This is a genomic window from Paenibacillus sp. GD4 (genome assembly GCF_030846225.1).
Classification (GTDB): Bacteria; Bacillota; Bacilli; order Paenibacillales; family NBRC-103111; genus Paenibacillus_G; species Paenibacillus_G silviterrae.
Genome location: NZ_JAVCYK010000001.1, coordinates 2434397 through 2459309 on the forward strand (window position 1 = coordinate 2434397; position 24913 = coordinate 2459309).

Below are 24913 nucleotides of genomic sequence, written 5' to 3' on the forward strand. Positions count from 1 at the left end.
TTTTTTGCTGATGGTCCTGCCCAATCTTAGGTGAGTTCTAGCGGGCTTCAAATCGCACAGCTTGTCCAATCCTGGTCTGTGTCTGCCCCAGCCATCCGGCCGGCAGCTCTACTGCAGAGACGGCATCAGGATACAATCTTCCGACCTTACCCGGTGTCATCGCCTGATCCATGGCTATGATGCGTCCTTCAGCATTTAAGTACAGTACATCAATGGCATACTTCATTCCAAACGTATGGACCTGTCGGCAGGGCTGCAGATGAAGCCCGGTCCCCGGCTCCAGCGTCTTGGTGAACATGAGTCCAATCAGCCGTTGCATGAACGTATGCGCCATTCGGACCTGCCCTGCCAACAGCTCTCCCGTATCCCGGTTAACCAGCTTCATCATCAACCGTCGATCCTCCTCTCTGCATAACAAAATCCCCTGCCTTTGCGGTCGACCCGAAAGGAGGGGTGCAGAAAAAAAACGTGCACAAAACCCGTCGTCTTTCGGTAGCTGGCTGGCGTAGCGTGCGTTATCACGCGGTAGCCCCTGTAGCTTTGCGTCACCGGTTTTCACCGGCTTTGCCTTTATCGAGATCCTGCGAATTTTGTCGCGAGAATCTGATTCGATGTTCACATCATACCTCTGACGGTCATGAATCGACATGCATCTGGAGACGGAATGTTCACAATATTTTTTCTAGTGCTTCCCACACTCGCAATCCCTGTCCAATGGCATACCCTGGAAATGGGGAAAAGAGCCTTTCGCAATAGGAAAAGGCTACTTCAATCCCCCCCAAAGGAGGATATTGGAAGCGCTTTTATATTATTTGTTAAATCTGGATCGAATTGGCCTGCGGCGTATTTCTTGGGCTTTCAGACACAAGATCAGGCCCTAAGGAGCAAGCTCTTGAAAGAGTCCCAGCGCATCAAGGTAATGCCTCTCTACCCTAAACGACACTGCCTGTGATTTTGTTGCAGTACAATTCTTTGCCTCTAAGGGGCGAAGGACTTTCCTCAGGCAACTCAATTTGATACTATGGAAGGAATAAGTTTTTTCAGCGGCACCCCCGCGGTGCGAGTAAAGAGGCCTCTTTTGGTATATGCTAAGTGGTAATCAATTCCTGTCCCTAGAAAGGTTGATCTCTCGTGGAAACGACAAAAACGGCACCTTCCTCATCCTCTAATTTTATTAAGCACATCGTGACGGAAGATCTCAAATCAGGCAAAGTGAAGGAAATCGTCACCCGCTTCCCGCCGGAGCCGAACGGCTACCTGCACATCGGTCACGCCAAATCGATTATCCTCAACTTCGAGCTTGCAGATGAATTCGGCGGCAGAACGAACCTGCGTTTTGACGATACGAACCCGCTGAAGGAAGATACGGAATACGTAAACGCCATTAAAGAGGACGTCAAATGGCTCGGCTTTGACTGGGACGGGTTATTTTTCGCCTCCAATTATTTCGATGAAATGTACAACCGGGCCGTTCTTCTTATTAAAAAGGGCAAGGCCTACGTCGACGACCTCAGCGCCGATGAAATCCGCGAGACACGCGGTACCCTTACGGTTCCCGGTACCGAGAGCCCATATCGCGGCCGCAGCGTAGAAGAGAATCTTGACCTGTTCGAGCGCATGCGCAAGGGCGAATTCGGCAACGGCGAGAAGGTGCTCCGCGCCAAGATCGATATGAGCTCGCCAAACATCAATATGCGCGATCCGGTCATTTATCGTATCGCCCATGCCCACCATCACAATACCGGGGACAAATGGTGCATCTACCCGATGTATGCTTATGCACATCCGCTGGAGGATGCCATTGAAGGCATTACCCACTCCATCTGTACGCTGGAGTTCGAGGATCAGCGCCCGCTGTATGACTGGGTCGTACAGGAGTGCGAGATGCCGAACGTTCCGCATCAATACGAGTTCGCCAAGCTGCGCCTGACCGACACGATTATGGGCAAGCGCTACCTGCGCCAAATGGTGGAGGACGGTATCGTTGACGGCTGGGATGATCCGCGCCTGCCGACGATCTCGGGTGTACGCCGCCGCGGCTTTACGCCGGAGGCGATCCGCAATTTTATCCGTGAAACCGGGGTGTCCAAGGCGTACAGCACGGTGGATTTTGCCCAGCTCGAGTATTTTGTCCGCGAGGACTTGAAGCTGAAGGCACTGCGGACGATGGCGGTGCTGCAGCCACTGAAGGTCGTCATCACCAACTATCCGGAAGGCCAAGTTGAAATGCTGGAGGCGGAGAACAATAGCGAGAACCCGGACATGGGCCATCGCCAAATCCCGTTCTCCCGCGAGATCTATATCGAGCAGGACGATTTCATGGAGGAGCCGATCAAGGGCTACCACCGCTTATATCCCGGCAACGAAGTACGCCTCAAGCACGCGTATTTCATCAAATGCGAGGAAGTCATCAAGGATGCTGCGGGCAACGTCATTGAGCTGCGCTGCACCTACGACCCGGAGACGAAGAGCGGCACCGGCTTCACGGGACGCAAGGTGAAGGGCACGATCCATTGGGTCGAAGCTTCCCGGGCGCAGGCTGCGGAATTCCGCTTGTACGAAGCCCTCGTGCCGGATGACAGCAATCCGGACAGCGAGTCGTTCGCCGACCGGATCAATCCGAATTCGCTTCAGGTGCTTCAAGGCTATGTAGAGGAAAACATGGCGGGCGTAAAAGGGCAAGAGAAATTCCAGTTTTTCCGTCATGGATACTTTAACGTGGACCCGAAGCATACGACAGCCGAGAGGCCGGTATTCAACCGGATCGTATCGCTGAAGAGCTCATTTGATGTAAAAAAATAAATATGGAACCGGCAAGGGCCTCCCTCCTCTCACGTCTCACGACGTACGGCAGGGAGGCCTTCGCTTGTTCACCATGTATGTATGATTCTGGAACAGAGTGCGGATGATATAGAGTGCAAGGTAACAGCAGATGGAAGAGGACCGGTGAAGACCGGCCCAAAACTTGGAGGAGGTACCTTACCGATGAGCGAACAGCAAGAGAACCGCAAGGAGCAAGAGTACCCATACAACGATGAGATGACCATTGTGCAGAACTTCTTCCAGAAGCATGCGGATGCTGCGCAATTTATCCGCTCCAGCTTCCCTGACCAGATCGACTTCCTGGATGATGCGGATCCCGAAGCTCTGTTCGAGACAGACAACTCCGCCGAAGATACGGAGGCATGGGATCATAACGAGACAGCCATGCAGACGGAAGTAGGCCCTGAGGATGCAGACCTTCTTGCGGCGGATCCCATCGATACGGACCATCCATAGAAGCGGCGAGCTTTCGCCGCTTTTTTTCTTATGGTCTTTACCGCATAAACCCTTTTTTCTAACAAATACTAAATTTAGCAACACACATGAAGGGTGATTGTGAACGTTATGCGCGCAATATCCATGCTTCAGGATGTCTTGGACCAATTCGGAGATTGTGCCGACCTAAGCCAACAATCTCTGCCCGAGCTAGGGATCACCCTTCTCTTTTTCCACGGTCTAGTGGATGTGAAGCTCATGGAGCTTCATGTCTACAGTCCCTTACACCATATGGATACTCCTGACGGGCTTGACTCCCTATTTCAAAGAGGGATTTACCAAAGCTGTCAAGACCCAGTGAAGGTTACCGAGCTCATCCTAGAGGGGAATTGCGCCGTCTTTCACGCGGATGGGGTCCATCTTGTCAATGTCTCGGGCACCAAAGCAAGACCTGTCAGCAACTCGGACACGGAAACCGTCATCACGGGGCCGCACGATTCCTTCACGGAGGATTCCGACACCAACCTTTCCCTCGTCCGGTCCCGGCTGAAAAGTCCGAAGCTGAGGGTGGTCCAGTTCAAGGTCGGCGAGGTCACCAAAACAAAAGTTCACCTGCTCTATATCGAGGGCATCGCCAACGAACAGCTGTTAAGTGATCTAAAAAACCGTGTGCAGGACATTGAATTCGACGGCGTTCTGGACACAAATATTCTTATCCAGATGATTGACGACAACGCCTATTCGTTATTCCCGCAATTTCTTACCTCGGAACGGCCTGATGTGGCGATTTCCAAACTCCTTGCAGGAAGAATCGTCGGAATCTGCGACGGAAGCCCTTTCGCCTTCTGTGCACCGACAGGCTTCTTCGACTTCTTCCAGTCCGCAGACGATTACAGTCAGCGCTGGCTGTTGGGAAGCGCAACGAGGCTGCTGAGGCTGCTTGCTGTGGTGATATCGCTCATGTTTACTGCGTTCTACGTTGCTCTGACCTCCTATCATTACGAAATGATTCCGGAGGACCTAATCAGCTCCATTGCCAAGTCCCGGGCAAGGGTCCCCTTCCCGCCGGTATTGGAGGCGCTCATAATGGAGGTTACGATAGAGCTGCTTCGAGAAGCCGGCGCCCGTCTTCCCAGCAAAATCGGCCAAACCATCGGCATTGTCGGCGGTATCGTCATAGGCACCGCGGCAGTGCAGGCAGGCTTCACGAGCAATATCTTAATCATCGTCGTTGCCATTTCCGCACTGGCCTCCTTCGTCATTCCCAGCTATGTTTTGAGCGGATCGATCCGTCTCGCCCGTTTCGGTCTTATTTTGATGGCAGGCATACTAGGCAACTACGGAATCATCCTTGGCATTTGCATTTTGGTCATTCACTTATCGAGTCTGACGAGCCTAGGCACGTCCTACCTAGTTCCTCTCACGCCGTTTTCACTGAAGGATTGGAAGGATACATTTATCAGAACAGGCTTGAAGTGGATGACAACCAGGCCTTCTCAAGCGAAGCCAAGGAATCGGGTTCGAATGAGAATGAAGCGGTAAGGAGCGAGCATGAACAACGAGAAGCTGCACAATTATCATCTGTTTACCCTAATGTACATGATTCAATCAGGCATTACCCTGCTCAGCCTTCCCCGATTGCTTGCAGAGACCTACGGTACGAACGGCTGGGTGATGCTGATCTTGCCATCGGCGGTCAGCGCGCTGGTCATCTATATGATTGCCCTTATTTATAAGCACGGAAAGGGACTCAGTCTCTTTGAGCTGATGGAACGGCGTTTGAGCAAATATTTGTTATATCCGATCTACACGTTTTTCGTTATCGTCTGGTCCATGATCGGCATACTGATATCGAAGGAATATGTCCTTTTGGTTCAGCTCTATAATTTTCCGACGGTCCCGGAAGATTACTTGCTGATCGTCATGATGCTAGTCGTATGTTTCATGCTCTCCAAGAAAATTCACAATATGGCTAAGGCAACGGTAATTTTTTTCCTGCTATCGGTTTGGATGATCTTTTTGTCGCTGTACGTCATTCCCCACTTCAGCTTTGCTAGGCTAACTCCCTATTTCATGCAGCTCGGCAGCTTTGATTTCAGCGGCCAGTTGAGCGTGCTTGGAGCCTTTCTAGGCTTTGAAATCTTTCTATTCCTGTTTCCTTATGTCGATCGCCAAGCCAAATTTGCCCAATCGCTTCAATACGGAAACCTATTTACAACAGGCATCTATATGATCGTTTCCTTTACGAACTTCGGCTTCTTTTGCTTCGAGCAGTTAAAGATCGACTATTATCCTGTAATCAGCATGCTTCAGTATATACGGGCACCGTTCGTAGAGCGGCTTGAAACCCTCCTGATTGGCGTGTTCTTCTTGAAAATGCTGGTTACCGTCTGCATGTATTACTGGATTGCCCTAGAAACCTTCGGGCGACTTACGCCTCGTGTTTCTTATCTTTGGAGGATTATCATCGTTCTCTTTGCTTCCTACCTCGTGTCAACCATGATCGATGGGGAACAGGCAACGAAACATTGGCTCCAACAGCTCTTTACGCTGGAGAGCGCCGCAGCCTGCTTGGTTCCCTGCATTCTCTTGCTTCTTATCGTGCTTTTCAGGAGGAACCTAAGCCATGAACAACCGTAGAGCTTGGCTCTCCGCTGTGATGACATTGATGTTATGCGGAGGCTGCTCCTACCAATTAGTCATTGAGAGGCTTTTAACGATCGAAACCATCGGTTACGACAAAGTGGACGCTAAGCTTGGTCTCGATGCAACTAACAATCTTAATGTGACCGTATCGGGACCGCATATTTCGGAGGATGGAGAAGACCGGCGAGAGGTCATCAGCACAATCGCTTCCACAAGCAAAGAAGCCAAGCTTTATCTTTCGAGAAGATCCGATCGCATTATCGTCAGCGGTCAGCTCCGCAGCATTCTATATAGTGAGGATATCGCCCGCGAGGGAATTTACAAAATATCCGATTCCATGCTCCGTGATCCCCAGATTGGGAACCGCGTCAAACTTATTATGGTGGAAGGCAGCAGCAGCAAGGACTTCCTCTCTTCTCAATTCAAGCACGATGCCAAGATCGACTCTTTCCTGCATACCATGCTGGAAAAAGAGCACCAGTTCAACACGATCCCCATGACGACACTCCATGAATTCACGCGGGACTACTACGATGACGGCAGCGATCCGATCATGCCTATCATTAAGAAAACAAAAGACTTTTTCATGGTCAGCGGGATCGCTCTGTTCCAGGACGATCGGTATATGACCCGAATTAACCCGCCGGAAACCCGGGTGTTCCTTTCGATGATGGATCGATACCGGCACGGGGACATCAGCTTTAATTGGAAGGAGCCCGAATCCTCCAAGCAAGAACGTTTGGTTCTTAGCTTCATAGCAAACAAGAGAAAGATCGAGGTACGTGAGCAGCAGGAAGAACCGATACAGGTGACGGTTGCTATTAGCCTTAAGGGGTATGTTTTAGAATATTACGGGGGGCACGATCTTAGTAAGAAAGAAGAACAGGTTGCCGTTGAAGCCCAGCTGGAAGAGCAATTCGAGAAAAGGGCGGCAGCGATCATTAAGCAAATGCAAACCCACCGCGTCGATAATCTCGGAATCGGGCGCTACGTTAGAAATTCCATTGGCTTGCGCCGATGGAAGCAGATGAATTGGCGTGAGGAATTTCCCAACGTGAAAGTGACGGTAAAGGCTACAGTACAAATCGTAGGGACGGGAAGCAGGAACTTCAAGCCCTTGCCGAGTAAAACATAGCTTAAGCCTGAGGTGTGGATCATGCTCACGCCTCAGGCTTTTCTTTGTTTCCGGTTCCAGGTAAGGGCCGCAGCTCTCCTGGTATGCTACGGCGCCACTACGCGCATCACTTTCCGGTTCTCCTCGTATTGACCGGCTGCATTCTTCGCCCGGATGACGAGGAAGTACGTTTTGCCTGGAGTAAGCCCCTCCACCTTCGCCTCATAAGGGAAGCGTCCTGCGCGTTCCCCCCGGCCCGCGTAATCGGACGGGACTTCCGGGCGAAGATCGACGACCGCTTGACTCTGCTCCGCCAAATCCTTATTGAATCGGAAGGTCTCTCCTTCCTTCACATAAAGCGTATAACCAACCGGTCTTGCATTGGAATGAGCCACATCCCACTGGATGTACACGTCCTTGCCGCGCCGCTCCAGCTTCTGGGCTCCCTCCCGCGGCGCGGCAAACGGCTTTCCGAACGCCGGGGTCTTCGTGTTGCCCCACACGGGAGGCTGCGGCTCCTTCGGCGTATGCTCCAAGGCAAAGGAGTTCACCTCGGTAAGCGCTGCACTTGAGCTGTAATGCACCATGCCAAGCGACGCCGCCTCCAGCAGATCGTCCAGCAGCATGTCCCTCGCCGTGTTCCGGTCTCCTTGAAGCGCCTTTTTCGCCGCATCGCCGTCGGGACCTTCGGCATACCCGAGGCTGAGAACCTTAAAGCCGTCGGGACGATCCGCCTCGGCCAGCAGCTTTTGACCGTAATTGTATTTGTTGTCATGGAAGATCGCCTCTTGATACCACTGCCCGCCTCCACTATCCAGCTTGAAGCCGTCATAAAGCACGAAGTCGACGATGCCCCGAAGCGTATATCGGTAAGCCTCCAGATCCGGATGGTAAAAGAAGAGGCCGCGATTCGCCAGCAGAAGCGAGCCTGGATACTCGCTCCGAATCTTTCGAAGGAGCTCCTGCGTCCCCTTTGCCGTCCATTCAAACTCTCTCGGATTCGCACTGGACGAATCGGTGAAGGAGTTCGGAGCTGCGGTATCGAGCGTGTCCAGGAACAGGCCGTCACAGCCGTACCCGGCTCCCTCTTCCCGTCCGAGCAGCTCGCTCAGTCCGGACACCCGGTCCTTCGCCTTGGTCATTGTCTTCAGCGCCTCCAGCCATGCCGGATGACCCGGATTGACGAACGCCGCCTTGCTAATGCGGCTGATCTCCGGTTCGGCCGCCTTCCCCGAGCTGCCATCGCTTAGATAAAAGGGGGCATATCCGCTCCCGGCCATCGTACCAAGAATATCCGTATCTTCCGGTATAGTGCTTCCGTCCGGATAAGGCGCTCCCGGCTGCGGATCCGCTGCGGGCCCTGACCCGTCCAGGACGAAGCGCGAATCCTTCTTCATGTCCTCCGGCGTCATGCCGGCCGTCCGGAGGTCCTCCCCAACGGATAGGTAGCCCAGAACAAGCACCGCCTGGGAAGCGTCATGCGGATCCTTGCCTCCGCGCAAGCGCTGAATTTGTTCGGCCGTGATCTGCCTTTGGGTGTGGAGTACGACCATCTGGTATTTCTGCCGAACCTCATCCACCAGCGTGTCCGTCCAGTCGCCGTAATAGATCAGGTAATTCTGTACTTGCTGCCTGAGGACTTCACGGGACTGGAAGCGGACATTACGCACCTCATATTCCGCAGCCGGCGCTTCGCCGGCAGTGACCGACAGCTTCAGATCCACCTTGTCCCCAGCCTTCACCCCATCCTCCGCTTTCTTCCATGTAGCCGAGTAGACATGCTTGCCGGCAGCCGCTTTGTCCGGGGTGTTCTGCAGAGCGGCCTCCTTGTAAGCGGCAGCCCCCTCGGGCTTCACCTGCAGGCGCACCTGAATGGAGCTCTCCTGCGGGGCTGCATACTGGAACGTCAGCTCAATTGCCTCCGCATCCACACGCGGTGGTGTCCATAGCGTAACCTCGTGCCGGATGGATGTCGGCTCAAGCTCAGCAGCCTCCTCCGTCTTCACAGCGGCGAGTGTCGCCTCCGGAGCCGTCTGCGTCTTTGGGCCCTGACCGTCAAGACCGTTGAAGATGACAAGCCCTAGCACAGCCAGGACGCCCATTAGGGCAAGGATTATGACGAAAGCGCGTACAGGCGGCTTCTTCTTCGGACGTTTGCCTCGAGAGGCTACGCGGGATAAGGTCATCGGGAATCTCCTTTATGTTCATACAAGACTTTTAGAAATTAGTATAGAGGACATCCCTTAGCCCAGCAATAGAGAAAAAGGACCGAAACAGGACGCTCAAGACCCTCACCTCTGCTAAGGTACTAATCAATTGCGGGAGTATTTGTCACAATTTTGCGGGGACATATGGCATTCCCACCTTGGGTTGAAAGACCGGCGATGCCCTGTGACTTTTATCACAGCGGCCCTGCACTAAAAGCTTTACAATATTTCATGCCTACTCATGTACGTGCCGACAAAAGAGAGCTAAAGGTGGGAACTTTCTATGCAGCGCATCAACCCCAAACGATTTCCAGCCGTCGATTCGGTGACGATTCTGTTTGTGCTCTCTAATGTTTTTCTTCTGTTTATCGCCAACCCGTTCATCCAATTCCTTGTGGACCATTATTCTTATCACGGCAAAGACATTCTGAAGATCGGGGCTGTGCTCCGCTTTCTTTTGTTTATCATCAATGCCGTGTTTTTCTTTTACATAGTGAAACGATACAACCGGAAAATGCTGCTGGAGGAGCAGCGGCTGCGTGCCTCCGAGGAGCATTATCGGCTTTATGCCCGCGTTTTCGAAGCGTCGCTGGAAGGCATTCTGATCACCGATGCGGGCTCGCGCATCATCGCCGTGAACCACTCCTTCACCCGGACTACCGGCTATACGGCGGAAGAGGTTTACGGACATACGCCGAGCCTATTGCAATCGAAGAAGCATTCCCCGGAATTTTACCGCGCCATGTGGGAATCCATTCGCCAAACGGGGGGCTGGCAAGGGGAGGTTTGGAACCGCCGGAAGGATGGAACGGTCTTTCCGGAATGGCTCATCATCAACGCTGTGACCGACACCAAGGGGGAAATCTCCAATTATGTCGGGATCTTCTCGGATATCTCGGAGCGCAAGAAGGTCGAGGAGAAGCTGCGGATGCACGCCCGCGTCTTCGAAACCTCGCATGAGGGCATTATGATCACGGATACGAAGGGGATGATTCTGTCCGTAAACCCTGCCTTCACGAGTACAACGGGCTACAGCGGGCAGGAGGCGCTTGGACAAACTCCGCGCCTGCTCAATTCCGGACGCCAAACCGCCTCCTTCTACCAAGCCATGTGGAAGTCGATCCACGAAACCGGCAGCTGGCAGGGGGAAATCTGGAATAAGCGAAAGAACGGCGAGCTGTATCCGGAGTGGCTGACAATCCAAGCGGTCAAGGATGCGCAGGATCAGGTGAGTAACTACGTAGCGATCTTCACCGATATCACCAAAAGGAAGCAAGCGGAAGAAAAGCTGACCTTTCTCGCTCATTACGACATGCTCACCGGGCTGCCGAACCGGCATCATTTTCATGAGAATTTCACGGCGGCACTGCAGGAAGCCAAAAGCAAAGGAGAGCAAGTCGGCCTGCTTTTCATCGATTTGGACCGCTTTAAGGTAATCAACGATACGCTGGGGCACGAAATGGGTGACCGGCTGCTGATCCAGGCGAGCCATAGGCTGCAGGACAGCGTTCGCCTCCATCATACGGTGTTTCGGCTGGGCGGTGATGAATTCACGGTCATGATGCCCCAGCTTCAAGGATCGGAGGAGGCAGCCAAGATAGCATCGGGAATCCTTAGAGAGCTTGCGCGCGCTTTCCACATCGATGAGCATGACCTCCATGTCACGGGAAGCATCGGCATCAGTATTTATCCGCAGGACGGCGACGACCTGGACACGCTGCTGCGGAACGCCGATTCGGCGATGTATTCTGCCAAGGAAAACAAGAACGACTTTCAGCGCTTCCTCCCGGATAGTCATGGAGCTCTGGCACACCGGCTCGAGCTTGAGCAGAGCTTGCGCGGGGCGATGGCCAAGGGCCAGCTCGAGGTCTATTACCAGCCCCAGGTACGCTGCCGTGGCGGTCAGCTGGCCGGACTGGAGGCGCTCGTCCGCTGGAATCATCCGCAATGGGGGCTGGTTCCCCCGCAGGAATTCATCCCTGTCGCCGAGGAGATCGGCATGATTACGGAGATTGACGAATGGGTGATTGAGGAGGCCTGCGCCCAGAGTGCACGCTGGCTTCGCCGCTTTGGCCGGCCGGTCAAGATTGCAGTTAACCTGTCAGCGAAGACGCTTTATCATCCCTCAATGCCCCAATTCATCCAAGCTTGCTTGTCGAGATATGACGTGACTCCCGCTATGCTGGAGATCGAGCTGACGGAAAGCGTAGGGCTGCGCCATTTCGACGCGGCGGAGGAGCTTGTAGAGGAGCTTCGCAACCTGGGAGTGCTGCTATCGATCGATGACTTCGGAACAGGACATTCGGCACTCTCCTATCTGAAAAGACTTCATTTCGATGTTCTCAAAATCGACAAGTCCTTCATTCAAGATCTTGAGCAGGATTTGACGAACATCACTCTCGTGAAAGCAATGGTAGATATGGCTCATGCGCTGCAGCTGACCGTCGTAGCCGAAGGTGTGGAAACCGAAGAGCAGTATATTCTGCTTCGATCAATCAGCTGCGATGTGATTCAGGGCTACCTGCTGAGCAAACCGCTTCCCGTTGCCGCCATTGAGCCGTATCTGGTTCATAAGCTGACAAACGGCAAACCGGCCTCGGCCTCCTCATCCTAGAGGGGTCGAAGCCGGTTTTTTAGGTTTCTGCAGGCGGGGGATCGAACCGTCCCCCCAACCGAATAAGCAGCAGTGCCAGGGTCACGCCAAAGGCGCAAAGCGCGGCCCACGGCAGCCACTGGAGACTGGGATGTGCTTGGGCATAGTCGTAGAGCGCTCCGCTGGTTGTGTTCCCCAGCATGCCTCCGACTGCCAGTGCAATCCCGTTAAAGCCGAAATAAGTGGCAAACAGCTGCTTATCGGCGAAGCCGGAAATCATTTGATTCATGAAAGGCATCGTGACCATCTGACCTAAGGTAAAAAGAAGGATCGCAAGCAGCAAGGTCCATAAACCCTGCGAAAAGCCGATGGCCAGAAGGCCCAATCCTAACATAACGGCCCCGTATGCCATGATGCGGCTCGGGCGGAGCTTGTCCTGCAGCATCTTGACCAGCGGAAGCTGCAGCAGCACCATGAAGATGGCCCCGCTCATGTATAGATACGCCACCATACCAGCATCCGGCAGGAGCTCTCCCGCCCGAACAGGCACCGCCAGGTACAGCTGAACTTGAAGCGCCCATAGTCCCATTGCGAACACATTGAACAGTAGGAAGGTCTTGTCCTGAAGCAGCTTGCGGCACGTCGCGAGAATAGGCGCCGGCTTGTGCTCCCCCTTCATGTCCGGCAGAAACCGCCACGAGATGAAGAAGGCTGCGGCAAACATCATAGCCGATGCGAAGCAGACGAAAGCGAAGCTGAGCTTCATCAGCAGCATCCCGATAACCGGACCTAGAATAAAGCCGACATTGCTTAGCATCTCGCGTAAGCCAAAAATGCGCTGCTTCATCGAGTCGGAGGACAGCCGGGCGTACGCCGCATAGCTCGCGGGATGGAATATCGCGCCGGCCAAACCTGAAATGAAGCCCGCCAGGGCGAACGTGACCGGATGGCTGACCATACCGTACAACGCATAGCCGGCGATCCTTACGGCCACGCCGATCAGGATCGCCCGCTTGTAGCCAATGCGGTCGGCAAAAATCCCGCTGAAGAACTTGAAGCCCTGCTGTGCGAAGCCGCTGATGGCCATCACGACACCGGCGGAGGCGGCGCTCCAGCCCAGCTCGTGCATCAGATGTACGCCGAGCAAGGGCACCAGCATGAAGAAGCCGATGGCCATGAGCAAAGTGTCGATATACATTGCGAGAAGAGGCCTCGATAGGAACCCGAGGCCCGCCGTTTCCCTGCTCGCCTGACCACTGAGTGCCGTATTCAAGGGAGTAACCTTCTTTCGATATTAAATGGGTGAGGCGCTTATTTTGAAGAAAGCCCCTCCCATAATACCAGCTCATTCAGCCGATGACGCTAGGTTTTCTTTGTTTCCGGTTGTGAATTTTTCAGCTAAGCGAGCAGCTGATCGGCTTCCCGATGCTTTTGGGCCTCCTCACAAGCTCTCCCCCGCAATTCGGGCACACATAATGCATGCCCTTCGCACATTCCTCGCAAAAGGTACATTCATGCGTACAAATATAAGCAACCGCATCCTTGGGAAGATGCTTGGCCGCACACTTCTCACAGGCTTCTCTCATTTCCAACGCCACAGGTAACCCAACCTCTCCTTGTTTGTATACCTTCATTAAACAAGGTAATTGGATATAGTAAAAGAACCAATTCATTCGTAAACCACTGTACCACTGCTACTAGCTGCACTCCTGCTAAGCCGGGTCCATGATCGTCAGCTGCAAAAAAAGGAGCCTAGGCTCTTCAGCCCAGACTCCTCTTCTTCTACCTGCCCTTGTGCTTCAGCTTTGCTTTCTGCACCCTCAGCTGATACTTTCGCTCGTTCTGTTCTTCTACCTGCTGCCGAGTAAGCACCTTCCGCATTCGCTTCCGGCTTTCCAGCTCCAGCTTGATGGCTTGCTGCGCAAGAGTAGAAACGCCTCTCTGACCCAGCTCCTTGGCAGCCTGACGAGCCAACCGCTTCGGGCTCACCCTGCGGCTGCTGCGCAGACCGGATTCAGCCGATTGCTGAGTCTGTCTCATCCGCTCCATCATTTCACTGCGAATGAATGCCAGGACTTCCGCATCTTTAGGCTCGCTCCCAAAAATGTGCCGGTACGCCCTAAGCCGCCCTTCCTCCTCTTGCTCCACTACACCGATCCAGAACCGGCAGCCCTCGTCAAAAAATACGGTAAGCTTCATCCTTACTCCCCCTCTAGAAAATCTAGAGTGACGGACATCCCGAGGGGGAAGGTTACTGACACTAGGGAAACGAACCCTGTGCGCCCGGACTACCAACCGGGCCGTGTTTTTACACTCTAATCCCAGTATAATCAACAGCTGAAACAGATTCAATTGCATTTCTATTGGAGAAAGCCAGAGCTGTAATCAGCGATCTACCCCGCCTTCTCGGCAGGAACGCCAGACTCCTTTGACACATGCATCACCCCTGCCTTGCGCTGCCGGTACTGGAAGTAAATAGTCAACCCCAGTGACAAGGCACCGAAAAGCAGCACCATAAGCTGCAGACCGATCGTATCGAGGAACAGCCCGGTCCCTAGCAGAATGACTTGAAATAACACCCGGTCCAGCATGCTGCGGAAAGAGAAGAAGCGGCCGTGATACTCCCGGGGAACCTGGGTCTGGAACAGCGTGGACGCCACGGGGAACATGCACCCCGCCGCAAGCCCGAACACCGCGAACGAAGCCACCGAAGCCGGGGCGTAATTGCTGAAGTACAGCGATAAATGGGCAAAGGCTACGACGAAGGCGAAGAAAAATAACAGCTTCAGCAAATCCCGCCTCTCGGACAGCCGCTTCACCAGGAAGCCGCCCAGAATAAACAGCGTTCCTTCCGCCGCGTACAGCCAACCCTTAATTTGGGGGTCATTCTGCAGCTCGCTGATATTAATGACCAGCAGATTGAACCCTCCGATGAAGAGCGTCGGTACGACCGTCAGGCAGAGCACCATCATCGGCACAGGCAGCTCCTTCAGCACAGGAATCACATCCTTGAAGCTCCCCTTGGGCTTGGAAGCCCCGGCTGGGTTCCCCGCCAGACTGCCTTCCCCATCCTTCACCTGTAAAAAAAAGGTGGACACCAGCAGCAGCACATAAGCCGCAAACGATAAGGCATACAGCGACGACAAACTCATCACTGTAAGCATGAAGCCGCCCAAGGCGGTACCCATGATTCTCGCGATGGTCATAACGTTCATATGTACGCCGTTCATGGTCAGCAGCTGCCTCTCCTCCACTACAAGCGGTATGAGCGATTGCAGCGCCGGGAAGTAGAAAGCGGCGGAAATCTGCAGCGCCACTGCGAACAGCACCATCCACCAGACCGACTCATAATGAATGGCTGCGAACATGAAGGATACGCTGACGAGCCTCCCTACACCGGAATAGAGCAGGATGTGCTTCTTGTTGACGGAGTCAATGACTCTCCCGGCCAATGGCCCGAACAGAACACCCGCAAGCAGCCCGGTAAATAAAATCAAGGACTTCAGGAAGTCGGACGGTACATACCGCTGCATAAATTCCAAATTGGCGATAATCGACATCCATAGCCCGAACCCGGCGATCATCTCGCCGCTTAATATAATCCATACATTACGGCTTTTCCACATAGCTGTGTTTGCTCCTGACGTATTATTTTCCAATGGTCGAATACCAATCCCTTAATCATACTTGATCCGACGAGGTATTACTAAGGAATGTTTCGCCATAAGAAAAGTTTCCCCTTCCCTAGGATGCCTGCAAAAAAGGACCCCGCGGCTGCCCACGAAGTCCTCTACTTTTATTTCATATACCTCTTCTCGACCTTCCGTCCCACAAACCACATCAGCACGAAAAAGACGACGATCAGCCCCAGCTTCCAAGGCTGCTCGAACAGCTTATGCACATCTTGCCCCGCGAACGATACGAGGAAGATCATAACCCCCTTGCCCAGCAGGGTCGCCGTTGCGAACGTATGGAAAGGCACACGGGAGATACCCGAGGCCACGTTAACGAAGAATGACGGCGTAAACGGGAAACAAGCCAGCAGGAAGATCGGCGTAAAGCCATGCTGCTCCACCCACTGAATCCATCTTTGGGCTTGCGGGTATTTCCGCTCAATGAAGCTCCGCAGGCTGCCCCCGAACCGGCGGCTGAGCCAGAACACACTGATCGCCCCTATGACGACGCCGACCCATGAGAGCAGGACGCCCTCGACCAGCCCGTACGCATTCACATTTGCAACAAGAATGGCAATTAAAGGCAAAATCGGCAAATAAGATTCGATCATCGGAGCCAGAACCCCGGGAATCGGCCCTAACGCTTCATAATGGTTAAGTATCGTTTCTATATCTTCCCACGATAAGCTTCGTAAATGATCCAACCATGTCATCGCTTGCTATCCACCCTCCGTCTTCACCATTTTCAGTTTACTATTAGTGGATGAGCTATTGCAACGAGATAGAGAGCTTGTTCCTCACCTTTCCTTTGTGCGAGCTATTGAACTGCTGTCAAATAAGGTTTACACTACACCTGTTATAAAAACGAAGAAAGAGAGGTAACCTTATGGATTCATCCATGTATATTATGGTTGTTGTCGTAGCAGGTCTCGTGCTTTGGAGAAGAACCCGATCGATGCGCAGGCCGATCCGGGGACGCGGCTTGCGGCTTCTGCTGCCGTTATTGTTCCTTTTGCCTACGCTGCCGCTGATCGCAAACCCTTCCGTGCAAGCCCCAATATGGGAGCTGGCTGCCGCACTGGCGGTTGGCTGCTTGCTGTCGGTTCCGCTCATATGGACCACGCAATATGAGGTTCGAGATGACGGTAATATCTACGCCGTTCAAAATAAAGGCTTCATCATTGCTTTGGTCGGTATCCTGCTTATTCGGCTTGGTCTGCGCAACTACTTCAGCGAATTGGATCAGCAGACGCTCGGCGCTCTCTTTCTGATGGTTGCGCTCGGCTATGTGATTCCTTGGCGGGTCACCTCCTATGCCAAGTTTCGCCGTATCTATAAGCAGAAGCAGCAGTAAGCCACCGGTCATACATGACGGAAGTGACGGTCACAATCTGTCCCTACTTCATTGTATAAACGGGGGCTCCCCCGTATACTTTGATGTAATACTGCTCATGGGGGACGATTGCCTATGATCCACATTCTCATTACAGACGACCAGACGCTGATGCGCGATGCGCTGCAAACCATCATCAGCCTAGAAGAGGATATGAAGGTTGTGGGAATGGCCAAGGACGGGGAGCAAGCCTTGGAGCTTGTCGGCTCCTTGCAGCCCGACCTGATCCTGATGGATATCCAGATGCCCGGAATGACAGGCATCGAATGTACGAAGAGAATTAAGCAGCTTTACCCGGACACCGTAGTGCTAATTCTCACTACCTTCAGCGAGGATGAATATATTGTGGATGCGCTGGCCTGCGGGGCGACCGGTTTCCTGCTGAAGGATATGCCTGGAGACCGGCTCATCCACGCCATCCGGGATGCCGTCAGCGGTCATTATATGCTCCCCTCGGTCATTGCCGCCAAGCTGGCCGCTCGAATCTCACGCGTCAGTCAGACCACCCACACCCGCCTGGAAGCAGGCCGAAGAAAAACGGACAACCCCGCCTTTACCACCCGGGAAAAAAGCATCATACTGCTCCTGCTTGAGGGCAAGACGAATCGACAGATTGCCGACCTGCTCATCATGAGCGAGGGAACGGTGAAAAACTACGTCAGCAGCATATATAACAAAATCGGAACGAATGACCGTACGCTGGCCATCATCGCTTTGAAGGAGTGGCTGCATAACGAACCCTCCGCTCATTAGACTTTATAACATGCGTTGGAGGCCATTTTGCCAGGCGACGTAACCTTACATAACATGTAATTTTTTATTGACAAACCGTAAAATTATGCAAAAATTAAACTACTAGTAAGGTCGGCTCTCGACCAAATCTTGCATAAAGGACGGTTACTGTGACAAAACTCGAAACGATCATTCCGGCAGAAGTGTCAGCCAGGGAATATGTACAAAGTGTGTACGAAACCGTAGTGAAGCGAAATCCCCATGAAAGCGAGTTCCATCAGGCGGTAAAGGAAATTTTGGAGTCGTTGATTCCCGTTATAGCCAAGCACCCCAAATATCGGCAGCACGGCATTCTGGAGCGCATCGTCGAACCGGAGCGCCTGATTACGTTTCGCGTGCCTTGGGTGGATGACCAGGGCGTAACCCATGTCAACCGAGGCTTCCGCGTGCAATTCAACAGCGCCATCGGCCCTTATAAGGGCGGGCTGCGCTTTCACCCGTCCGTTAACGCCAGCATCATTAAATTTTTGGGCTTCGAGCAAACCTTCAAAAATTCACTTACAGGCCAGCCCATCGGCGGCGGTAAGGGAGGCTCCGACTTCGACCCGAAGGGCAAGTCCGATAACGAAATCATGCGGTTTACTCAAAGCTTCATGACGGAGCTGTATAAGTACATCGGACAGGATACCGACGTTCCTGCCGGCGATATCGGCGTAGGCGCTCGGGAGATCGGTTATATGTTCGGGCAGTACAAAAGAATTCGCGGCGCTTACGAGGCCGGCGTGCTGACAGGGAAAGGCATTATCTACGGAGGCAGTCTCGCCCGTACGGAAGCTACCGGATACGGCTGCGTATACTTCGTCAACGAAATGCTGAAGGCACAGGGCTTGAGCTTTGAAGACAGCACCGTTGTGGTGTCCGGCTCCGGTAATGTCGCCATCTACTCTATGCAAAAAGCGATGCAGCTCGGTGCCACGGTCGTTGCCTGCAGCGATTCGAACGGCTATATCTACGATAAAGACGGCATCAAGCTCGACACCGTTCGCAGACTGAAGGAGGTCGAGCGCAAGCGGATCAGCGAATACGTGAAGGAGCATCCGGGCGCCAGCTACCACGAAGGCTGTGACGGCATCTGGTCGATTCCATGCGATATCGCTCTCCCAAGTGCAACCCAGAACGAGATCGACGAAGCCTCTGCCAGAGTGTTGGTTGCCAACGGCGTGAAGGCGGTTGGCGAGGGAGCTAACATGCCTTCAACCCTGGAGGCCATTGATGTCTTTCTTCAAGCCGGCGTTCTCTTCGGACCGGCCAAAGCGGCCAACGCGGGCGGCGTGGCGGTATCCGCACTGGAGATGTCACAGAACAGCATGCGTTACTCCTGGAACTTCCACGAGGTCGATGATAAGCTTCATGCCATCATGAAAAATATTTATAGAAGCTCCGTTGCTGCCGCTGAGGAGTACGGGCACCCGGGCAACCTTGTGGTCGGGGCGAACATTGCCGGATTTACCAAAGTAGCTGACGCCATGATTGCTCAGGGAGTCATCTAGACATATCATATTACGGAAATATCTTGAGGGGCATGCTTCGGCAGTTGCTCCTCTTTTATTTTTACTCCCGGCAATCCGGCGGCGTCCGCCCGTACGACATTATCGCAGAATACTGGTCACCTTGAATGGGATATAACATTACGTAGGGCAACAGGGGTTAGGGAAGTTTAGTTAACACTGGAGCTGCGATGCTATGCACCGGGGACTGGGATAAACGGGTATCAGTGTGGGTCTAGCACAGTTTGAAGGAGAGAAGACGACATGGAACAAGCCTCTACTGTTGTGAGGGACATGTACGACCGGCTGATCCAAGCATGGAATCACCGCGACGCCCGGGCGATGGCAGATTTATTCTCACGGGATGGGGAAAGCATCGGCTTTGACGGCAGCCAGTCGATCGGGCGCGAGGAGATCTATGCCCATTTGGCGCCAATCTTTGAGCATCACCCAACCGCCGCCTTCGTGACCATCGTGAAGGAGATCCGCTTCCCCGCTCCCGAAGTCGCCATCCTTCGGGCCATTGCAGGCATGATACCGCCAGGCCAGAGCGATCTCAACCCGAAGGTAAATACACATCACACGGTGATTGCTGCCGTTTCGGAAGGAGCTTGGCGCATTCAGCTGTTTCAGAACACGCCTGCTCAGTTTCACGGCAGACCGGAGCTGGTGGAGCAGATGACCGCAGAATTACGCAGTGCGCTTTACGGGTGATGACGCCTCGCCCCTCTCGGGTATACTACGACTAAGCATCAGCTCTAAGTGCCAAGAGAGGAGATGATTGGATTGCCTAATCGCGAAGAAAATGCTTCCGACGAGCCGCGCAATGATATCATGACCTTGGTTGAATGGATCAACAGCCAAGGGGATGCCGGTGAGGTGAACGAGATTATAGAGCGTGCCAACGAAAACGCGGAGTCCGAACGCTGAGCAGGCGCAGGCAAAGAGGCAGGTCGCGAATAGCGCCTGCCTCTTTGCTCTGCCTTTCGGGAGCTTCTCCCTTCAACTACACCATCCCTTCCTCTCTTGCCTTCAGCGAGGCCTGTAAACGGTCGCGTACATCCAGCTTGGCGTAGATGCTGGAGATGTAGTTCTTCACCGTCCCCTCGGACAGAAACAGCTTGCCGGCGATTTCCCGGTTGCTGAGACCCTCGGATATCGCCTTCAGCACCTGAAATTCCCGCTCGCTCAGCCCGTATTCCTCCGGCTTTCTCCTCTCTTCCAGGACGGCTGCAGAGACCGCAGCGGCCGACTCCGCCTGAGGCGATTTCAGCTGCTTCACCAGCAGCAGGGCGATCTCTTGCGGGATGAGCGTTCCGCCGCGATGCACCCACTTGAGGCCGGCCGCCAGCTCCTTTGGATGAATCGCCTTGAGCAGGTAGCCCTCCGCGCCCGCAGCTAGCGCCTCCACCACATAATTCACTTCCTGAAATGTGGTGAGAATAATGATTTTTGTCTCCGGAAGGAGCCCTTTTATCCGCCGAGTAGCCCCCACACCGTCCATTACAGGCATATGGATATCCATCAGGATGACATCCGGTCGGATGTGCTGTGCAAGCTCCACGGCCGCCTGGCCGTTCTCCGCCAGCCCCTCCACGCTCAGCTCCGGATCCATATCCAGCACGATATGCAGGCTTTCCCTGATTAAGTCCTGGTCGTCCACCAGCATAATTCGGATGTTGTTGGTCACCTAGAGCGCCTCCTGTAAGCTTGTTGTTTCTTTATGCGGCATCGTGCAGTGAACGATCGTCCCCTTGTCGACCTGAGAGCTGACGGTAATGCCGCCCCCAAGCGCCTGAAGCCGTTCCTTCATGGCGCTTAGCCCGAAGCCGAGGGCTACCTGCGGCATGCCGACCCCGTCATCCTCTATCGTCAGCACCGTCCATAGCGGCTCGTGGCGAAGTCTCACCTTCACATGACGCGCCTGTCCGTGACGCTTGGCATTCGTCAGCGCCTCCTGAAGACAGCGGACCAGCGTCAGCTTCGCATGTCCAGACAGCTCCGGCTCCGGCCCCTCTTCCGTCACGTTCACCTTGGTGCCCGTATGCAAAGCGAATTCCTCCGCTAACCGCTTCAGCTGCTCCAGCAGGAAGTCATCCGCTCCGTCCGGTGCTATCTGATGAATGTTGCGCCGTACTTCATCGAGTCCGCCGCGCATGACCCCGCGCAGCACCTCCAGCTTCCCTTTGGCCTTCTCCGGCGCTTGCTCCATCAGATAGGACACCGCATCCATCCCCATGATGACGGAGGTAAACGTATGGCCGACCGTATCATGAAGCTCGCGTGCCATTCGGTTGCGCTCCTCCAGCAGCGTAATGCGCTCCACCTGCTTCGCATACTGCTCCAGTGTCCGGTTCTGCTGCTCGATGCGTTCGGCATGTTTCCGATTGACCTCCAGCAGGCTCTTCATTTGCTCATTGGTCTGCTTGATCCGCTGCAAAGCATAACCGATGCCGTACATCAGGCAGTAATCGAACATTCGGCTGACAATGTCGGTAGGCTGCATTTTATCGGCGGCCATGTTGATGGTAATAGGAATGGCGATCAAGTAAACCGGCAGCGTCCAGACCAAGGTTCTCTTCTTGGCCAAGTATCCCACAATAATCGTAGGAAGCAGAATAAGTCCGATTCCCGCCTTATTGAGATAGCTGTAATACACGGCGGGAATGCCGCTGCTGAATAAGAGCAGAAAGGCAAAGCCATCACTATGGATGAACCTCGGCCTCCAGCATAGAAGCGGAAGCGCATAGCAAGCCAGAATCAGCAGCAGGAAGGGACCGGGATCGGGCGAGCCCATTCGCTCCTCCTGGGTAAACAGCATTAAGATCATCAGACCTGTCAGTCCGGTATACACGGAGAACAGCGCCCAATCCACCCAGTGCCATTCGCGTCGCTCAAGCATAGGCCGGAAGCCTCCTTTTTCCATCATTCTAGTCCTCTTGCACCGTAATATCACCCTTAGTCGAGGAAAGACGCAGGGTCGGTCCGCCTGTAGAGATGCCTCCGAGAATGCGATACTTGGTATTCTCCGTAAAAAGCAGCCCCTTCAGCCGCTGGACCGCATCCCCGGATGCCGATTCCAGATCCAGCTGTAACGCCGACGGAGTGGTAATAAGCTTCACGGTCACATCGCCGCTTGCCGTCTTGACATTCATCGATTGCTTCAGGTCGGCGGCAAGCAGCTCCACATCTCCGGCAGCCGTCTGCACGTCCACCTTGCCCTCTACCCGCCGGAGCCGCACATCGCCTGAATCCGTCTCCACCTTCAGCGCTTCCGCAATAAGGCCGTCCAGCTCCACATCCCCTTTGTGAGTTTGGATCTCGAACTTCCCCGTTATCATGTCTTCCGCCGTCACATCGCCTGATCGGGTCACGGTCCTTAGCTGCTCAAATGTCGTTTTAGGCAAGGTAACCTCCAGATCGGGGCTGCTGTAGAAGCCTAGGGACCACCCTCGTTCGTCCAGCACTTGAATTTGCAGCTCTCCTTGGACCACCTGCTTCTCCACCCGAAACCAGCGGCTTTGCTCCTCCTTAATGCTTCCGTACAGCCGAAGGCCAATCCGGTCATCCGACCCTTGCCTCCAGATCACATCGATCGTCGGAGACGATATCGATATGCGGGTAACCCCCTCCGCACTCAGCTGCGAAGACTGATCCATTACCCGGGCCGCTTCGCCCGTCCAGCCCTTCTGCCACAAGAGCCCACCTGCCATTAGCAAAAGCAATACCATAACCAGCGTCATCCCCAGCTTATTCATTGCTGTTCCCCCATTGCCGTTTTCTTGCTTCCACTCTACTAAGAAAACGTCACGGCTACTTAGTGCCATCGGTCATATGACGGGGTCACAAAAAAAGGGGGCTGCTGCTAGAGGTGCCGGCCTCAGCTGGATTTCACCCGGTACCACTGCTGATAAGCCTCCTGAAAGCCCAGCTTGGCATACAGTCTCCGTGCTGCCGTATTGTCCGCCAGTACCTGCAGGTAAGCCTCCTGCGCTCCCTGCCCCTTAGCCCACCCAAGGAGGTGGAGGAGCAGCGATTCGCCCAAGCCCTGTCTGCGGTAATCCGGATCCGCCACGATGTCGAAGATGCCGACGCCGCTTCCTTGAAGAACCGCCAGTCCGCAGGCGACCGTCCGGTTCTCCAGCCGTATAGCCGCATAGCCGCAAGGCAGCAAATGCTGCCGGAACAGCACTTTGATCGAATCCCGGTGCCGCGCATGGCTCGGGTTCATTCGGCAAAACGATTCGAGCCATGCCTCCGTCAGCCCGGTTTCAATCACGACATCGGAATGCCGCGGCAGCGGAAGCTCTTCAAGCCTTGCAGTCTGCACACTTACCAGATCCACCTGCTCGTAGCCCCGGTCAGCCAATACGGCATCCAGTCCCTTCGGCTCGGACGCTTCAGTAATCTTATAGATAACGGGAAGCCCCCTCTGCCGGTAGAAGCCCTCGACCTGATCCATGGCAGCCTCAAGAGCAAGATCCCCAGCCCAATACAGCGGCTGCACCGAATTGGCCCGCTTGGAGTAGCCCATGCCGTACCGTAGCTGCCAGCCCTCCAGACTAAAGGTCTGAAGAGTCGGCCATGCGTTTAGCAGCCGTTCCTCATAATTGCGAATTCGGTTCATGGTCCTGTCCCTACTCATATTGATAGCAGCTCCTCTAAACTAGTCACTATTTTCCATTGTTTTATCCTTGATTGTAGCATGTTTCCGAAGCTGTGGCTCTGATAAAATGGAACCTCTTCCGCCAAGCGAAGCGAGCGAACCGAATACCAAAAAGCCATGACGATACTGCATCGCCATGGCCCAATCCTCCTGCTGCTATTGATACTGCTTAACCTGCAGCTCCTTCAAGCTTTTAAACTCGTACCCTTTCGCCTTCGCGTCATCGATGATTTTCCCCAGCGCCTCCGTGTTATCCTTAGACACCGAGTGCAGAAGAATGACCGCGCCGGGATGCAGCTGAGCCATTACCTGTTTATAGGCATAATCCGAGCCCTTCTGTGCTTTCACATCCCAATCCTTGTAAGCGACGGACCAGAACACCGAAGTATAGCCCAAATCCTTGCTGACCGTAAGCGTTCTGCTGTTAAAAATACCACGCGGCGGCCGCAAATACGCCATTTCCTGCTGGCCCGTAACCTTCTCTACCTCTGTCTTGACCTTGTCGAGCTCCTCCCTAATCTGCTGCTGAGCCAGCTGGGACATATCAGGATGACTCCAGGAGTGGTTTCCGATCAAATGCCCCTCGCTGACCATCCGCTTGAGCAGCTCCGGCTGATCCTTAATGTAGTGGCCGGTAACAAAGAAGATTGCCGGCACCTGCTTCTCCTTCAGCACATCCAGAATCTTTGAGGTATACCCGTTCTCATAGCCGTTATCAAACGTAAGGTACAGCTCCTTCTTGGCGGTGTCCCCGAGGAAGATCGCTCCGTTCTTCTGTACCGCGTCATTGAAACGCTCCTGAGCGATCGACGGGAGCTCGCCGTTTTTGCTTTTCTTAAAGCCGAAATGGTAAGCAGGCTCTCCGCTTGCAGCGTAAGCAGCCGACTCCCCTGCTCCGCCGCTGAGAAGAACCGCTGCGATAGCTGTTAAGGCAACTAACCGTTTCACGTTGTCCATCACTCCTTGAGCACATAGTTTTACCTATGTACCATGGTTCTCCCGGGAGCGGAAAGTTATGTTAGGGAACAACAGGAAATTACCGGTTATAGCAAAAAGACCCCGATCTACTCGATCGAGGCCCGT

General features: G+C 53.9%; 24 protein-coding genes and 1 riboswitch. Of the genes, 11 read left to right on the forward strand and 13 right to left on the reverse strand.

The annotated features are described in order from the left end of the window. Positions 1-37: 37 nt before the first annotated feature. Entirely contained in the window at positions 38-388 is a 351-nt protein-coding gene (locus RAC89_RS11480) for a DUF192 domain-containing protein (protein ID WP_306613569.1), read from the reverse strand. 100 nt (positions 389-488) lie between these two features. After that, a riboswitch (cyclic di-GMP riboswitch) is annotated at positions 489-579 on the reverse strand. 552 nt (positions 580-1131) lie between these two features. Here RAC89_RS11480 and RAC89_RS11485 point away from each other — a divergent pair. The 5 genes from RAC89_RS11485 to RAC89_RS11505 all read left to right on the forward strand — a co-directional run bounded on the left by RAC89_RS11485 (position 1132) and on the right by RAC89_RS11505 (position 7039). Beyond that, the gene (locus RAC89_RS11485; protein WP_306613570.1) at positions 1132-2802 is read left to right on the forward strand and encodes a glutamine--tRNA ligase/YqeY domain fusion protein; all 1671 of its coding nucleotides are present in this window, start codon (positions 1132-1134) and stop codon (positions 2800-2802) included. A gap of 183 nt (positions 2803-2985) precedes the next feature. Then, positions 2986-3279, forward strand: a complete 294-nt coding sequence (locus RAC89_RS11490; protein WP_306613571.1) for a hypothetical protein — start codon at positions 2986-2988, stop codon at positions 3277-3279. Between the two features lie 123 nt (positions 3280-3402). Next, complete coding sequence (locus tag RAC89_RS11495) at positions 3403-4800, forward strand: spore germination protein (protein WP_306613572.1); 1398 nt, start codon at positions 3403-3405, stop codon at positions 4798-4800. Between the two features lie 9 nt (positions 4801-4809). Further along, positions 4810-5898, forward strand: a complete 1089-nt coding sequence (locus RAC89_RS11500; protein WP_306613573.1) for a GerAB/ArcD/ProY family transporter — start codon at positions 4810-4812, stop codon at positions 5896-5898. Beyond that, positions 5885-7039 (forward strand): Ger(x)C family spore germination protein, encoded by a 1155-nt coding sequence (locus RAC89_RS11505; RefSeq protein ID WP_306613574.1) that lies wholly within the window; start codon positions 5885-5887, stop codon positions 7037-7039. The genes RAC89_RS11500 and RAC89_RS11505 overlap by 14 nt, the downstream gene beginning before the upstream one ends. Positions 7040-7125: 86 nt before the next feature. Here the strand turns inward: RAC89_RS11505 and RAC89_RS11510 are convergent, their stop codons facing one another. Continuing rightward, a complete protein-coding gene (locus RAC89_RS11510) occupies positions 7126-9204 on the reverse strand; it encodes a fibronectin type III domain-containing protein (RefSeq protein ID WP_306613575.1) in 2079 nt (692 codons plus the stop codon). A gap of 304 nt (positions 9205-9508) precedes the next feature. Here RAC89_RS11510 and RAC89_RS11515 point away from each other — a divergent pair, with 304 nt between their 5' ends. Then, positions 9509-11839, forward strand: a complete 2331-nt coding sequence (locus tag RAC89_RS11515) for an EAL domain-containing protein (protein ID WP_306613576.1) — start codon at positions 9509-9511, stop codon at positions 11837-11839. Positions 11840-11858: 19 nt separating this feature from the next. Here the strand turns inward: RAC89_RS11515 and RAC89_RS11520 are convergent, their stop codons facing one another. The 5 genes from RAC89_RS11520 to RAC89_RS11540 form a co-directional block, all read right to left on the reverse strand. After that, complete coding sequence (locus RAC89_RS11520; protein ID WP_306613577.1) at positions 11859-13091, reverse strand: MFS transporter; 1233 nt, start codon at positions 13089-13091, stop codon at positions 11859-11861. A gap of 121 nt (positions 13092-13212) precedes the next feature. Beyond that, entirely contained in the window at positions 13213-13416 is a 204-nt protein-coding gene (locus RAC89_RS11525; protein WP_306616087.1) for a DUF1272 domain-containing protein, read from the reverse strand. Between the two features lie 184 nt (positions 13417-13600). Next, positions 13601-14017 (reverse strand): YjdF family protein, encoded by a 417-nt coding sequence (locus tag RAC89_RS11530; protein WP_306613579.1) that lies wholly within the window; start codon positions 14015-14017, stop codon positions 13601-13603. Between the two features lie 194 nt (positions 14018-14211). Beyond that, positions 14212-15444 carry an MFS transporter gene (locus RAC89_RS11535; RefSeq protein WP_306613581.1) on the reverse strand — a complete coding sequence of 411 codons (1233 nt, stop codon included), beginning with the start codon at positions 15442-15444 and terminating at the stop codon, positions 14212-14214. A gap of 170 nt (positions 15445-15614) precedes the next feature. Then, a complete protein-coding gene (locus RAC89_RS11540; protein WP_306613583.1) occupies positions 15615-16205 on the reverse strand; it encodes a TVP38/TMEM64 family protein in 591 nt (196 codons plus the stop codon). A gap of 173 nt (positions 16206-16378) precedes the next feature. Between RAC89_RS11540 and RAC89_RS11545 the strand changes: the two genes are divergently transcribed. The 5 genes from RAC89_RS11545 to RAC89_RS11565 all read left to right on the forward strand — a co-directional run bounded on the left by RAC89_RS11545 (position 16379) and on the right by RAC89_RS11565 (position 20094). Further along, complete coding sequence (locus RAC89_RS11545; RefSeq protein ID WP_306613585.1) at positions 16379-16846, forward strand: cytochrome c biogenesis protein CcdC; 468 nt, start codon at positions 16379-16381, stop codon at positions 16844-16846. Positions 16847-16960: 114 nt separating this feature from the next. Continuing rightward, positions 16961-17638, forward strand: coding sequence for a response regulator transcription factor (locus tag RAC89_RS11550; protein WP_306613587.1), 678 nt, complete (start codon positions 16961-16963; stop codon positions 17636-17638). Between the two features lie 149 nt (positions 17639-17787). Next, a complete protein-coding gene (gdhA, locus tag RAC89_RS11555) occupies positions 17788-19167 on the forward strand; it encodes an NADP-specific glutamate dehydrogenase (protein ID WP_306613589.1) in 1380 nt (459 codons plus the stop codon). A 261-nt stretch (positions 19168-19428) separates the two neighbouring features. Then, a complete protein-coding gene (locus RAC89_RS11560; protein ID WP_306613591.1) occupies positions 19429-19878 on the forward strand; it encodes an SgcJ/EcaC family oxidoreductase in 450 nt (149 codons plus the stop codon). Positions 19879-19950: 72 nt separating this feature from the next. Beyond that, a complete protein-coding gene (locus RAC89_RS11565; protein ID WP_306613594.1) occupies positions 19951-20094 on the forward strand; it encodes a hypothetical protein in 144 nt (47 codons plus the stop codon). A 76-nt stretch (positions 20095-20170) separates the two neighbouring features. On the opposite strand, the gene RAC89_RS11570 is transcribed toward RAC89_RS11565, so the two are convergent. From RAC89_RS11570 to pdaA, 6 genes are all read right to left on the reverse strand, one after another. After that, on the reverse strand, positions 20171-20854 hold the full coding sequence (locus RAC89_RS11570) for a response regulator (RefSeq protein WP_306613596.1): 684 nt from the start codon (positions 20852-20854) through the stop codon (positions 20171-20173). Further along, the gene (locus RAC89_RS11575; protein ID WP_306613598.1) at positions 20855-22066 is read right to left on the reverse strand and encodes a sensor histidine kinase; all 1212 of its coding nucleotides are present in this window, start codon (positions 22064-22066) and stop codon (positions 20855-20857) included. It abuts the gene before it with no gap. A gap of 28 nt (positions 22067-22094) precedes the next feature. Beyond that, complete coding sequence (locus tag RAC89_RS11580; protein WP_306613600.1) at positions 22095-22922, reverse strand: DUF4097 family beta strand repeat-containing protein; 828 nt, start codon at positions 22920-22922, stop codon at positions 22095-22097. 122 nt (positions 22923-23044) lie between these two features. After that, on the reverse strand, positions 23045-23809 hold the full coding sequence (locus tag RAC89_RS11585; protein ID WP_306613602.1) for a GNAT family N-acetyltransferase: 765 nt from the start codon (positions 23807-23809) through the stop codon (positions 23045-23047). 21 nt (positions 23810-23830) lie between these two features. Beyond that, positions 23831-23968, reverse strand: coding sequence for a hypothetical protein (locus RAC89_RS11590; protein ID WP_306613604.1), 138 nt, complete (start codon positions 23966-23968; stop codon positions 23831-23833). 18 nt (positions 23969-23986) lie between these two features. Further along, complete coding sequence (gene pdaA, locus RAC89_RS11595) at positions 23987-24778, reverse strand: delta-lactam-biosynthetic de-N-acetylase (protein WP_306613607.1); 792 nt, start codon at positions 24776-24778, stop codon at positions 23987-23989. Between the last annotated feature and the right edge of the window lie 135 nt (positions 24779-24913).